This is a genomic window from Bradyrhizobium cosmicum (genome assembly GCF_032290525.1).
Lineage (GTDB): Bacteria > Pseudomonadota > Alphaproteobacteria > Rhizobiales > Xanthobacteraceae > Bradyrhizobium > Bradyrhizobium cosmicum_A.
In genome coordinates, this window is the sequence record NZ_JASXTA010000005.1 from 342,172 (window position 1) to 355,597 (window position 13,426).

At 64.2% G+C, this 13,426-nt stretch carries 13 protein-coding genes; 7 read left to right on the forward strand and 6 right to left on the reverse strand.

Translation table 11 applies throughout. The annotated features are described in order from the left end of the window. Nucleotides 1-82 precede the first annotated feature (82 nt). Nucleotides 83-1,597, forward strand: coding sequence for a caspase family protein (locus QSV46_RS12265; RefSeq protein WP_314950724.1), 1,515 nt, complete (start codon nt 83-85; stop codon nt 1,595-1,597). A gap of 22 nt (nt 1,598-1,619) precedes the next feature. Here QSV46_RS12265 and QSV46_RS12270 read toward each other — a convergent pair whose 3' ends face one another. Further along, nucleotides 1,620-1,904, reverse strand: coding sequence for a hypothetical protein (locus QSV46_RS12270; protein ID WP_314950726.1), 285 nt, complete (start codon nt 1,902-1,904; stop codon nt 1,620-1,622). 120 nt (nt 1,905-2,024) lie between these two features. On the opposite strand from QSV46_RS12270, the gene QSV46_RS12275 reads away from it, so the two are divergent. Then, a complete protein-coding gene (locus QSV46_RS12275) occupies nt 2,025-3,293 on the forward strand; it encodes an FAD-dependent oxidoreductase (RefSeq protein WP_314950727.1) in 1,269 nt (422 codons plus the stop codon). Nucleotides 3,294-3,459: 166 nt separating this feature from the next. Then, nucleotides 3,460-4,227, forward strand: coding sequence for an outer membrane protein (locus QSV46_RS12280; RefSeq protein ID WP_314950729.1), 768 nt, complete (start codon nt 3,460-3,462; stop codon nt 4,225-4,227). 113 nt (nt 4,228-4,340) lie between these two features. Here the strand turns inward: QSV46_RS12280 and QSV46_RS12285 are convergent, their stop codons facing one another. From QSV46_RS12285 to parE, 4 genes are all read right to left on the reverse strand, one after another. Next, nucleotides 4,341-5,111 (reverse strand): glucose 1-dehydrogenase, encoded by a 771-nt coding sequence (locus QSV46_RS12285; RefSeq protein WP_314950731.1) that lies wholly within the window; start codon nt 5,109-5,111, stop codon nt 4,341-4,343. 21 nt (nt 5,112-5,132) lie between these two features. Next, a complete protein-coding gene (locus tag QSV46_RS12290) occupies nt 5,133-5,318 on the reverse strand; it encodes a hypothetical protein (RefSeq protein ID WP_314950733.1) in 186 nt (61 codons plus the stop codon). 218 nt (nt 5,319-5,536) lie between these two features. Further along, a complete protein-coding gene (locus QSV46_RS12295) occupies nt 5,537-6,319 on the reverse strand; it encodes a porin family protein (RefSeq protein ID WP_314950735.1) in 783 nt (260 codons plus the stop codon). 403 nt (nt 6,320-6,722) lie between these two features. Next, on the reverse strand, nt 6,723-8,768 hold the full coding sequence (gene parE / locus QSV46_RS12300; RefSeq protein ID WP_314950737.1) for a DNA topoisomerase IV subunit B: 2,046 nt from the start codon (nt 8,766-8,768) through the stop codon (nt 6,723-6,725). Nucleotides 8,769-9,040: 272 nt separating this feature from the next. On the opposite strand from parE, the gene QSV46_RS12305 reads away from it, so the two are divergent. Next, entirely contained in the window at nt 9,041-9,571 is a 531-nt protein-coding gene (locus QSV46_RS12305) for a DedA family protein (RefSeq protein ID WP_314950740.1), read from the forward strand. A 39-nt stretch (nt 9,572-9,610) separates the two neighbouring features. On the opposite strand, the gene QSV46_RS12310 is transcribed toward QSV46_RS12305, so the two are convergent. After that, nucleotides 9,611-10,606, reverse strand: a complete 996-nt coding sequence (locus QSV46_RS12310) for an MBL fold metallo-hydrolase (protein ID WP_314950743.1) — start codon at nt 10,604-10,606, stop codon at nt 9,611-9,613. Nucleotides 10,607-10,992: 386 nt separating this feature from the next. Here QSV46_RS12310 and QSV46_RS12315 point away from each other — a divergent pair, with 386 nt between their 5' ends. From QSV46_RS12315 to QSV46_RS12325, 3 genes are all read left to right on the forward strand, one after another. Next, complete coding sequence (locus tag QSV46_RS12315) at nt 10,993-11,661, forward strand: FMN-binding negative transcriptional regulator (RefSeq protein WP_314950745.1); 669 nt, start codon at nt 10,993-10,995, stop codon at nt 11,659-11,661. Further along, entirely contained in the window at nt 11,658-12,641 is a 984-nt protein-coding gene (gene argC, locus QSV46_RS12320; protein WP_314950748.1) for an N-acetyl-gamma-glutamyl-phosphate reductase, read from the forward strand. Before QSV46_RS12315 ends, argC begins: the two co-directional genes overlap by 4 nt. A 173-nt stretch (nt 12,642-12,814) precedes the next feature. Continuing rightward, nucleotides 12,815-13,408 carry a class I SAM-dependent methyltransferase gene (locus QSV46_RS12325; RefSeq protein ID WP_314950749.1) on the forward strand — a complete coding sequence of 198 codons (594 nt, stop codon included), beginning with the start codon at nt 12,815-12,817 and terminating at the stop codon, nt 13,406-13,408. Nucleotides 13,409-13,426 lie beyond the last annotated feature (18 nt).

The window sequence follows — 13,426 nt, forward strand, 5'->3', positions numbered from 1 at the left end:
ACTATCACATCAAAGGCGGGGGTGCCACGAACCGCCATTCGAGAGAACTGGCGCAGGGCCGTTCTGCAACGGGAATTTTTCGATGATGCGTCGGCTTTTCAGAATTCTGGCGGCCCTCGGCCTCGCGGCGGGCCTGAGCGGCTTTGCGCTTCCCGCCTATGCCGAAAAGCGCGTCGCGCTCGTCGTCGGCAACAACGACTACAGGAACGTCCCGAAGCTGCTCAAGGCGGTCAACGACGCCCGCACCATGGGCGATACGCTCAAGCAGCTCGGCTTCTCGGTGATGGTTGCCGAGAACCAGAGCCGGCAGCAATTCTCCGAGACGCTGCTCGCCTTCGACCGGACGATTGAGCCCGGCGACACCGCGTTCTTCTTCTACGCCGGCCACGGTTTCGAGATCGCTGGCCAGAACTATCTGCTGCCGACCGACGTGCCGGCGGCGACGGAAGGACAGGAAGAGCTGGTGCGCGACGCCTCCATTCTGGCCGACCGCATCGTCGAACGCCTCCAGAACAAGAAGGCGCGGACCTCGATCCTGGTGTTCGATGCCTGCCGCAACAACCCGTTCGAGCGCAGGGGGACCCGCGCGGTCGCCGGCGGCGGCGGGCTTGCGCCGATGGTGCAACTGCCCGAAGGCGTGTTCTCGGTGTTCTCCGCGGGGCCGCGCCAGACCGCGCTCGATCGTCTCTCCAACGACGATGCCAATCCCAATTCGGTGTTCACGCGCACCTTCGCCAGGGAGCTGCTCCAGCCCGGCGAGAACCTCGTCCAGGTGGCGCAGCGCACCCGCCGGGCGGTCAGCGAGATGGCCGACACGGTCAAGCACAGGCAGGTGCCGGTCTATTTCGACCAGATGGTCGACGACGTCTTCCTCAGCGGCACCGCAAAGGATGCGGCCGCGCGCCCGGCTGATCCGGCGCCGCAGAAGCTCGCGGCGCTGCCGCCGGTGTCGGTGCCGCGCCTGCCGAAGGAGGAGACCACCAACGCGCCGATCGCCAGCTTCTCCCGGCACAATGGCGGCTGGAGCGTGGTGTTCTCCTTCGCCGATCCGACGCTCGGGATTTCCTGGCGCATGGCGGGCAATGGCGATTTCCGCGAGACCGGTTTCATCGACACGCTCGACCCGCGCACGCGCAAGCGGATGCCGAACCCCTCGATCGAATTGCCCACGGATGCGCAGGCCGGGACCATCGAGGTGCGCTATGTCGATCAGTCCGGCGACATGCAGGGGCCGTTCCCGATCAGGTTCGACCCCGAGGCCGCGCTGGTCCGCGACCAGCGCAAGATCCTCGACATGACCGCGACGAGCTGGCTGTCATTCCGCGAATTCAACGGGCTGCTGGTCTACTACACGCACCTCGTGTCCTACCGTTGCGCCATCCGCGAGGTGCGCATCGGCATCGACACCGCCGTCCCGAACCAGGTGCTGAAGATGCCGGGCTGCGACATGCGCGATCCCAGCGCGATCTCTGCCGGCATGCCGCTCTACATGAAGCTCGCCCCGGCCACGCAGTTCGTCTCGGTGGAGCTGACCTATCGCGACGGCAGCGTGTCGGAGATCAAGAGTTTTCGCAGCGCGAACCGCAGCAACAATTGAGGTATCGAGCAGCGACGTCCGGCTAATCGCGGCGCTTCCTGATCAGGCGCTTGATGGAGTCCATGGCCTCGATCAAGGGCGGAGTCAGCGAGAAGAACGCGCCCATCGCGATCGCGATGATAACGTGGCGGAGCAGGAGCTTCTCCTGCTGCTCGTAAGGATAGCCGTTCTGCTTGATGCGCACCGCCGCAAGCGTGCCGGTCCGTCGCGGATCCGATTTCCGCGGCCTGCGCGGCGGGAACATGATCACGACGAAAAGCACGTTGATGAGGATCCAGATGCCGACCAGTATGAGGATCGTCCGCACTGCAATGTCCTGAAATCAATCGTAGTGTTCTGCGACGCTAACGACCATTCGCAACTGCGGCAAATGAATCTTGCTTGCTGCACTGCACAGAAAACTTAAGTCGTAAATGAGGATCCGGTCGTGAAACCCGATACGTCGCAGTCAGCACAAGGTTCCTCCGTGAAGGTCCGGTGTTGCATCGTGGGCGGCGGACCTGCCGGCATGATGCTCGGCTATCTCCTCGGGCGCGCCGGGATTGGCGTCGTGGTGCTGGAGAAGCATGCGGATTTCTTCCGCGACTTTCGCGGTGACACCGTGCATCCCTCGACACTCCAGGTGATGGACGAACTCGGCCTGATCGACGACTTCCTGAAGCTGCCGCATCAGCGCTTGCAGACGATGGACGGCCTGTTCGGTGGCACGCATATGCGCATCGCCGATCTCCGCCGGCTTCATACCAAATACCCGTTCATCGCCTTCATGCCGCAATGGGACTTTCTGAATTTCCTGCGCGAGGCCGGCAAGCGCTTTGCGTCGCTGCAGGTGATGATGAACACCGAAGCCGTCGACCTGATCCGCCGCGGCGAGACCATCGCCGGTGTTCGCGCAAGGACGCCGGACGGTGCCATCGACATCGAAGCCGACCTCACCATCGCCTGCGACGGCCGGCACTCGATCGTGCGCGAGCGTGCGGGGCTTGCCGTCGAGGAGATCGGCGCGCCGATGGACGTGCTCTGGTTCCGCGTCGGCCGGAGGGCGGACGAAACAGAGAACCTGTTCGCGCGCGTCGAACCCGGCAGGATGATGGTCACCTTCGATCGCGGCGACTACTGGCAATGCGCCTATGTCATCGGCAAGGGACAACATGATGCGGTGAAGGCGAGGGGATTGCAGGCGCTGCTCGACGAGGTCGTGCGGATGGCGCCGATCCTGAAGATCGGCGTCGCCGACGTGAAGAGCTTTGACGACATCAAGCTGCTCACCGTCGCGATCAACCGTCTGTCTCGCTGGACGCGTCCGGGCCTGCTTCTCATTGGCGACGCCGCGCATGCGATGTCGCCGATTGGCGGCGTCGGCGTCAATCTCGCGGTGCAGGATGCGGTCGCGACCGCCAATCTGCTCGCGGACAAGCTTGCGCACGGCTGCCCCTCCGAGGACGAGCTCGACGCCGTGCGCCGCCGGCGCGAATTCCCGGTGAAGATGACGCAAGCCATGCAGGTGGTCGTGCAGAACCACATCATCAGCGCCGCCCTGCAGGGCGGCGATCGGCCGCTGAAGGTGCCGCTGGTCGTGCGCCTCGTCACCGCGCTGCCGTGGCTCCAGGGCATTCCGGCGCGCCTGCTTGCGCTGGGCGTGCGGCCCGAGCACGTGCGGTCGAATCCGCGCGAGCATCGTAGCGCAACGAGTTGATAGGGATAATACCGCGTTAAATGGCGCGCAGTGCGTTGCGTGCGCGCAACAGCGCCAACGCATTCAAGGCGACGAATCCGCCAATCCGGCGTCTTAACTTTGTTGATTCAAATTTGAGTAAGACCTGCGTGTGAGCGTGCACCCATCAAAGGACACGGGGTGTACCATGCGTAACAAATTCATTGCCGCCTTCGCCTGCACGACCGCTCTGGTTGCGACCGGCGCTGCGTCCGCCGCCGATCTCGGTGGGCGCTACACGAAGGCGCCGGCCTATGCCGAGCCGCTGTTCAACTGGACCGGCTTCTATGTCGGCGGCCACATCGGTGGCGCCTGGACCAACGAGCAGTTCATCAACAACGGCGTCGGCGCCCCCTTCGCCGATCTCGCCCCGGGTGAGGGCTATCGCCAACGCAAGTCGGGCATCATGGGCGGCGCCCAGATCGGCTACAACTGGCAAGCCAACAATTACGTGTTCGGCATGGAAGGCACGATCTCCGGCCTCGACAACAAGGGGACCGTCGTGAACACGGTCTTCGGTGCCGCTGACGATATCTTCACCTGGCGCGCCAACGTGCTCGCGACCGTCGTCGGCCGCGCCGGCTTCGCCGTGCAGAACAATTTGTTCTACATCAAGGGCGGCTATGCCGGCGTGAACAACCGTCTGTCGGTCACCGACACGGTCGGAGTGGCGACGGGCTCGGGCGGTCAGACCCACTGGGCCAACGGCTGGACCGTCGGCGCCGGCTGGGAATATGGCATCACCCGCAACTGGATCGTCGGCCTCGAGTACAACTACGCGGCCTTCGGCAGCCAGACCTATCAGCTCGGCGGCACGTCGGGGAACTACACCTTCGACGCCAAGCCGCGCGACATCCAGTGGGCCGTCGTGCGCGCGAGCTACAAGTTCGACGCGCCGGTCATCGCCCGTTACTGAGCACGTCAACGAACGACCAAGTAGCTACAAGAGACGAGACTACCAAACCTGAAAGCCCCGGCACTGTCCGGGGCTTCTTTTTTGCGTGTTGGTTTGCCGGGTGCGAGTCAGCCTCAGGCCATCACCGAGAATCCGCCATCGACGGGGATCGCGGTGCCCGTGACGAAGTTCGAGGCGGGCGAGGCGAGGAACACCGCGATGCCGGCGAAGTCGTCGATGTCGCCCCAGCGCCCCGCAGGCGTGCGCGCCAGCACGCGCTCGTGCAAGCCAGACACCTGCTGCCGCGCGCCGCGGGTGAGGTCGGTATCGATCCAGCCCGGCAAGATGGCGTTGACCTGGATGTTGTCGGGCGCCCAGGCATTGGCGCAGGCGCGCGTGTACTGCACGATGCCGCCCTTGCTTGCCGCATAGGCGGTGGCGAAGCTCGCGCCGAAGATCGACATCATCGAGCCGATGTTGATCACCTTGCCGTTGCCGGATGCCTTCAGCGCCGGATGGGCCAGCTTCGAGCATAGGAAGGCGCTGGTGAGGTTGGTATTGATCACCGTATTCCACTCGTCGAGCTCGAGCTCGTGCGGCGGCTTGCGGATGCTCATCCCGGCGTTGTTGATGAGGATGTCGATGCGGCCGAGATCCCTGACGACGCGGTCGATCATCGCGGCGATGGCGGCCTTGTCGGTGACGTCGGTGGTGACGGCGATCGCCTTCACGCCGCGCGCCTTGAGGTCGACCACGGCGGCAGCCGACTTGGCTTCGTTGCGTCCGACCACCGCGATGTCGGCGCCGGCATCGGCGAGGCCGTGGGCGAGGCCAAGCCCAATGCCGCCGTTGCCGCCTGTGACGATCGCGACCTTGCCGCGGAGATCGAACCGGTTGGATGTCATGCTTTCACGTCCTGGTTTCTTCTATTGGTTGCTCTGCCAGATCAGCACCAGCCCGAAGCCTGCCATGGCTGCGCCATAGCCCGCCCATTGCAGCTGGTTGACCATGAAGCTCGATCGCGGCCAGGGAACCGTGCCCGTGCCCTGTCCGATCCAGAGCAGCCCGACGGTGAGGGCAAACAGGCCTGCTACAAGCAGAAATCTGCGCATGCATTCCTCCCCATCGGTTTGCTTCTGTCGTGGCTCGCGGCATGAACCGCCGCAGTCACGAAAACTTGGAGCCAGACTAGCCGCAGCTTCGGTTCGGATACAATGGCTGGGGATGCAGAGCCCGAGGAGAACGCATGTCCGGGCGCAGGGCGAAGCCCAAAACGAAAAAGCCCCGGCACTGCCGGGGCTTTGACGTCTGAAGTTGAATTCAGATCAGATCAGTACTTCGCGACGACCGGACCGGTCCAGTTGAAGCGGTAGACCAGCGAGGTCGAGATCGTCTGGTTCCAGCTATTGGCGCGGACGCTGTTGATGAGCGGCGTGTTGGTGCCATCCAAGAGTTCGGTTTGGGTCTTGGCGTTGTAGAAGGCCGAGCGGTACTCGGTCTTCATGAACCAGCCGGGCGAAGTGATGCCGAAGATGTTCAGGCTGTTCTCGACGCCGCCGCCGATGAACCAGCCGTGACGGTCGTAGCTGGAGAGATGGATGCCGGACGGATTGCCCGCGAGGTCCGTGAAGTTGGTCTGGCCGAAGTGGGCGCCGGAGTAACCGCCGTTGACGTAGGAGAGAACGTTCGGAGCGACCAGCCAGCCGAGGCGCACGCCCGCGGCCCAAGAGGTTTCCAGCTTCTGGTTGCCGGTGAGGCCGAAGATCGGATCCTGGATGGTGGAGCGGATGCTGCCGAACTGGGCGTCGCCGAACACACCGGCTACCCAGGTGCCGCTGAACTGCCAGTCGTAACCGGCGCCGACGGTGCCGAACCAGCCGGAGCCACCCTGGCGCTGCGTGATCGTCAACGGCGTGCCGGTGACCGTATCCACGATGCTCTGGTCAGCATTGGAGAGGCCGCCGCCGCCGCCGCCGAAGATGTAGAAGCCGGTCCAGTTGGCGACAGGTGCCGCCATCGGGGCCTTCACATAGGGGCGGGCGCCGAGGTCGGCCGCCGAGGCCGAGCCGGTCATCGCGGCAACCGCGGTCAGTGCGAGCAAAGTCTTTTTCATCTTAAAATCCCCAAGCTTTGGTCTGTCTGGCAGGCGCGAGCGCACTGAAGTCCGATTGATCTGATGCCCGGACTATAGACGTTTCCCTCCGAAATGCTGTTGCCGGGCGGGCACAGTCGCCGGAAAACGCGGCTCGGGAAGTGATTTTGGCGAAGATCGCCGAAGTCATAAGTAGTCGAGACATTTCAAATACTTGAGTTGATTTTGGAAGATTCAATTCAGGTAACTTCTCCTTAGTGAATTCGGCGTTGTTCGAAATGGAGGCAATCCTGCCTCGCCGGTGGGACCGGTGAGTCGTTGGCCGAGTCGCCGGGCTTGTGAATGCCACCACCAAACACAAAGGCCCCGACCTGAAGCCAGGGCCTTTGACGGGCGCCTTTCAGCCGCGCGATGGAACGCGGCTTCAGACGTCCAGCAGATCCTCATTGGCAAACTCGGCCTTGTCCGAGATGAAGGCGAAGCGCGCCTCGGCCTTGGTGCCCATCAGCCGCTCGACCGAATCCGCCGTGGTGTCGCGGTCGTCGGCGAGCAGGACCACCTTCAGCATGGTCCGCTTGGCCGGATCCATGGTGGTCTCCTTGAGCTGCGCCGGCATCATCTCGCCGAGGCCTTTGAAGCGGTTCACCTCGACCTTGGCGTTGGCATTGAACACGCTCTTGATCAGCGCCTCCTTGTGCGCGTCGTCACGCGCGTAGACCGATTTCGTGCCGACTGTCAGCTTGTAGAGCGGTGGCACCGCCAGGAAGAGGTGGCCCTCGTCGATCAGCCGCGGCATCTGCCGGTAGAAGAAGGTGATGAGGAGCGAAGCGATGTGGGCGCCGTCGACGTCGGCGTCGGTCATGATGATGATGCGCTGATAGCGCAGATCCTCTTCGCGATAATGCGCGAGTGTGCCGCAGCCGATCGCCTGCACGAGGTCGGAGAGCTGGGCGTTTGCCGTCAGCTTGTCCTTGCCGGCGGAGGCGACGTTGAGGATCTTGCCGCGCAGCGGCAGCACCGCTTGCGTCTTGCGGTCGCGTGCCTGCTTGGCGCTGCCGCCGGCCGAGTCACCCTCGACGATGAAGAGCTCGGAACCGTCGGTGCCGGCGTCGGTGCAGTCGGCGAGCTTGCCGGGCAGGCGCAGCTTCTTGCCTGCGGTTTTCCGCGCGGTCTCTTTCTCTTGTCGCCGGCGCAGCCGCTCCTCGGCGCGGTCGATCACGAAGTCGAGCAGCCTGTTGGCCATGTTCGGATTGCCCGAGAGCCAATGGTCGAACGGGTCCTTCATCGCCTGCTCGACGATGCGCTGCGCTTCGGCGGTCGCCAGGCGATCCTTGGTCTGGCCCTGGAATTCGGGCTCGCGCACGAACACCGAGAGCATCACGGCCGCACCCACCATCACGTCTTCCGACGTAATGGATGACGCGCGCTTGCCCTGGCCGACGCGCTCGGCGTGATCCTTCAGGCCGCGCAGCAGCGCGCTGCGCAGGCCGGACTCATGCGTGCCGCCGTCGGGCGTCGGCACGGTGTTGGTGTAGGAGGACAGGAAGCCGTCGGCATCCGCGGTCCAGGCGACGGCCCATTCGCAGGCGCCGTGCGCGCCGTTGCGGCCCGACTTGCCCGAGAAGATATCCGGATGCACCAGCGTGTCGGCGTGGATCGCCGCCGCCAGATAATCCTTGAGACCGCCCGGGAAGTGGAACGTCGCCTCCGCCGGCACGTCCTCGACGCCCTTGAGCAATTCGGGTGCGCAGTTCCAGCGGATCTCGACGCCGCCGAACAGATAGGCCTTCGAGCGCGTCATCTTGAACAGGCGCTGCGGCTTGAACGCCGCCTTGGCGCCGAAGATCTCGGTGTCTGGCTTGAAGCGCACGCGGGTGCCGCGGCGGTTGTTGATCTTGCCGAGATCTTCAAGCTTACCCTTGGGGTGCCCGCGCTCGAACGTCATGCGATACAGCTTCTGGCTGCGCGCGACCTCGACCTCGAGCAGCGAGGAGAGGGCGTTCACCACGGAGATGCCGACGCCGTGCAAGCCGCCTGAGGTCTCGTAGACCTTGGAGTCGAACTTGCCGCCCGAATGCAGCGTGCACATGATGACTTCGAGCGCCGACTTCTTCGGGAATTTTGGATGCGGATCGATCGGGATGCCCCGGCCGTTGTCGGTGACGGTCAGGAACCCGTCGGCGCTGAGCTCGACCCCGATGAAGGTCGCGTGCCCTGCCAGCGCCTCGTCCATCGAGTTGTCGATGACTTCGGCGAACAGGTGATGCAGCGCCTTTTCGTCGGTGCCGCCGATATACATGCCAGGCCGGCGCCGTACCGGTTCGAGGCCTTCGAGCACCTCGATGTCGGCCGCGGTATAGTCGGCTTCCGCGCCGCCTGCGCGCGGCGCCGTCTTGGCGGCCGCGCGGGGCTTCGGCTCATCGGCGCCGAAAAAGTCGTCTTTTGCTTTTGGCTTCAACTGCTTGGACATATATCTTGATGTGTTTTGAGGGCCACGGAAGCGGCGAATCGGTTAGGCTGACTATGCCACGGCTGGCCCGCAAAGGTCACCGCGTGCCGGCCAGACGGGTGTGGGGTGGGAGCCAATCCCGGCGATTTTACGCCGCAGACCCATCAGTTCCCGGCAATGTGACGCCTGAGCCCGGTTCGGACCGGGCTTTGTGACTTGATGTCACACAAGTCCTTGGCTTACCAGTTCTTTTTATCTGACAGGACCGTGACGGGGCGGGAAGGCGATCTGGAATGGAGCAGTACGCGCACGCGCTGGCCGACTTCGTGCGCGCTCACCAGGCTTGGGCGGGCCCGATCGTATTCCTGCTGGCCTTCGGGGAATCGCTCGCCTTTATCTCGCTCCTGATCCCGGCCTGGGGTGCGCTGATCGCGATCGGCGCGTTGATCGGAGCGAGCGGCATCAGCTTCTACCCGGTTTGGATCGCCGGTGGCATCGGTGCCGCGCTCGGCGACTGGGTCTCCTACTGGTTCGGCTATCGCTACAAGGAGCAGGTCGCCCAGATGTGGCCGCTGTCGCGCTATCCGGAACTGTTGCCCAGGGGAGAGGCCTTCGTGCGGAGCTGGGGCGTGCCCAGCATCTTCATCGGCCGCTTCTTCGGCCCCTTGCGCGCCTCGGTACCGCTCGCGGCCGGCATCTTCGAGATGCCCTATTGGAGCTTTCAGGCCGCCAATTTCGTTTCGGCTCTGGTCTGGTCGGCGGCGCTGCTGCTGTTCGGCGATGTGATCGCCAAGATCATGGAATGGCTCTGGCGCGTCGTCTGACCGGGCAGCAAAGCCACCCGGTCAGCCGCTTCGCTAACCTCAGAGCGAGGCGTTCCAGATCGACGGGATCCAGCGATAGCCCGAGCCGTCCTTCTCGACGCGGACGAGACCGGGGAAGGCGGCGTGGAAGGCCTGGATCGGCATCTTCTCGGCGATCGCCATGTCGTAGAGCTTGCGCCGCGTCTCCTGCGCCAACGGCTTGTCGACGTCGGTGGCGATGTTCCACTCGGGATGCTTCACGAACAGGAACGCCGCGCCCGCCGTGATGTCGACCTGCACCAGCACCTTCTCGGAGCCCGAAGCGACGATGAAGGAGTTGTGACCCGGCGTATGACCGGGGCTCGCCACCGAGGTGATACCGGGCGCGACCTCCTTGCCGGACTCGTATTGCGTGACCTCGCGGCCGAGCGCGCCGAACACCCGGCGGATGTTCTTGAAATTGCTCTCGAGGATGGGATTGCCCATTCCCTTCCTCATCTCGCCGTCGTCCATCCAGAATTTCCACTCCACCGCCGGCACCATGATCTCGGCGTTGGGGAAGGCAGGCTTGTTCTCGGCCGCGAGCAGGCCATTGATGTGGTCGCCGTGGAAGTGCGAGATGATGACGGTGTCCACCGCCGCACGGTCGATGCTGGCGGCCGCCAGGTTGTTGTGGAACTGGCCGACCTTGCCCTTGCTCTGCGTGAACTGGTCGGGCCCGAGACCGGTGTCGATGACGACGAGCTTCGGCCCGGTGTTGACGACCACGGGGTTGAACGTGTGGGTGACTTTGTCAGTCGGCAGATGGTTCTCGGCGAAGATCTTGTTGATGTCGTCCTTGCTGGCGCCTGCCGCGTAATTGTCCGTCAGGTTGACGGTCGCGACGCCGTCGCAGACCACTGTGACCTGGTGGGTGCCGACATTGTAGCGGTAGAAGCTCGCATTCTGTGTTGTGGCCGGAGGCGCTGCGGCGCTCGCGGGGGACGTCTTCATAAAGGGCAGCAGCGTCGAGGCGGCGGCGCCGGCCAGTGTGGCGCGACGAGTGATCTCGGTCATGGCGATGTCCTGGGCTGGGTTGCGAGAGGCACGGACCGGCGGGGTCGTGGCGCGTCGGTCTTTCTCGGAAACCCCTATGCTAAACGGAAATTCCACGGCGCCGATGACATCAGCGCGGTATCCTGCGGTCACCAGCTGCGGCATCCTGCCGTCATGCCGGATCGATTCGGACTTGACCCTGGAACCCGCTGGCCTTATAGCCGCGCGCCATGATCAACGCTGCGACCATCCTGTTCGCCCGTCGCCGCCGCCGCGCTTTAGCGGTTTGGGCGGTCGATCGCGTTTGAGATCATCGTCTTTGCCGCTGGATCCGATCCGCGGCATTCTTCTCTCCTGTCAGCGCGATCTGATCCGGCGGCCCCAAAGAGGCCCAGCAGGAGACCACGATGTACACGCCACCCTTTTTCAAGCAGGACCGCGCCGCGAGCCTGAAATTCGCCGAGGAGCGCGGCTTCGGCATCATGTGTGCCTTTGATGGCAAGAGGCCGGTCGCTTCGCCGCTGCCGTTCTACCTGACCTATGCTGATGACGGCACGCCGCAGGCCGCCTTTCATGTCGCCCGTCACAATCCGCTGCTAAAGCTTGCGGGCGGCGCGACCTCCTGGCTGCTCGCGGTCAGCGGTCCCGATGCCTATGTATCGCCCGACTGGTACGTCTCGCCGGATCAGGTGCCGACCTGGCTCTATCAGTCGGTGCATCTGAGCGGGCCGGTGCGGCTGTTGTCGGACGACGAGCTGTCGGTGCAGATCGACACGCTCAGCGACAAGTTCGAGAACTGGCTGTTGCCGAAGAAGCCGTGGACGTCGGGCAAGATGACGGCGGGCCGGCTCGAGGCAATGAAGAAAGGGATCGTGGGTCTGGTCATGAGCGTTGAGGAGGTCGAAGGCAGCTTCAAGCTCAACCAGCACAAGTCGGACGCCGACTATACGGCGATCGCCAATGCGCTCGGCGCGCAGCCCGCTGCCGACGCCAGAGAGATAGCGCAACTGATGCAGGACGTCAGGCCCGAAGCCTTTGCGGCCGAAACCAACAAGCTCGAAAGGAGCGTACCATGAGCCTCACGGAAACCACCAAAGCCCCGGCCGCCGGCGCGGCGAAGAAGCCCGCAACCGTTTTCGTCGACGGCGCCTCCGGCACCACCGGGCTCGGCATCAACGAGCGGCTGAAGCTCCAGAACGACGTTGTCGTCAAGACCATCGCCGACGACAAGCGCAAGGATCCCGCGGCGAAGAAAGCGCTGATGGAGGAAGTGGATCTCGTGATCCTCTGCCTGCCCGACGATGCAGCGAAGGAAACCGTTGCGCTGGTCGACAGCATGGGCGCGTCGGGACCGAAGGTGCTGGATGCCTCGACCGCATACCGGGTTGCGCCCGACTGGGCCTATGGCTTTGCGGAGATGACGCCGGACCAGGCCGGCAAGATCAAGGCTGCCAGAAGGGTGTCCAATCCCGGCTGCTATCCGACCGGCGGCATCGCTCTGCTGCGGCCGATCGTGGACGCCGGCCTGTTGCCGCCTGACTATCCCGTCACCGTCAATGCGGTGAGCGGCTATTCCGGCGGCGGCAAGTCGATGATCGCGAGCTTCGAAGATGGCAGCGCTCCGTCGTTCGAGCTCTACGGCCTCGGCTTCGAGCACAAGCATCTGCCGGAGCTGCAGCTCTATTCGAACCTGACGCGGCGGCCGATCTTCATCCCGTCGGTCGGAAACTACCGGCAGGGCATGCTGGTCTCGGTCCCGCTCCAGCTCGACACGCTGCCGGGCAAGCCTGGCGGCGCAGATCTGCAGGCCGCGCTGGCCAAGCATTACGCCGGCTCGAAATACGTCTCGGTGATGCCGCTCCAGAACGAGACGACCAAGGGCGGCAAGCTCGAGCCCGAGGCGCTCAACGAGACCAACATGCTGGAGCTCTACGTCTTCGCCAGCGACAAATATCACCAGGCGGTGCTGGTTGCCCGGCTCGACAATCTCGGCAAGGGCGCCTCGGGCGCAGCCGTGCAGAACATGCGGCTGATGCTGGGCTTGCCGGAGGAGTAGGGCACGTTCGTGCCCCGGACGCAGCGCAGCACTTCTTGGCGGTGCGCTGCGGAGCCGGGACCCACGCTTCGATGTTCCCATGCGTGCGGCCTTCTGGGTCCCGCTCTGCGGCGCATTACTGTCGTGCTGCGCCTTGTCCGGGACACGAGACTGCCTCCCGGAGTAGAAGACAGATGGATGAGCCTACGCTCGAGTTCTATCGGAGCAACGCCCAGTCCTATGCCGACTGGGCCAAGGCGCCCTCGACGCGGCTGCGAGGTTTTCTCGCCTTGCTGCCGCAAGGCGGTTCGATCCTCGAACTCGGCTGCGGTGCCGGCAATCATTCGGCGGTGATGCTGGCCGAAGGTTTTTCGGTGCGGGCAACCGACGGCTCGCCTGAAATGGCGGAGATCGCCTCGCAGCGGCTCGGTCATCTCGTCGAGGCGATGCGGTTCGACGAGCTTGATGCGCACGAGGCCTATGACGCCGTCTGGGCAAGCGCCTGCCTGCTGCACGTGCCGCGCGACGAACTCGCCGGCATCCTCATGCGGATTCGTCGCGCGCTCCGGCCGTCAGGTTTGTTCTACGCCAGCTACAAGATGGGCGAGGGCGACGGACGAGACAGCCTCGGGCGCTACTACAATTATGCGTCGCCCGAGTGGCTTGAAGCGACCTACGCCAGCGCGGGTCCATGGATCACGCTGTCGTCGGAGACCTCCGTGATCCAGAGTTTTGACGAGACGCCCGCCAACATGCTGAATCTCGTCGTTCGCAAGGCTGCGGTCTGACGTTTGAAGCGCGTGGTG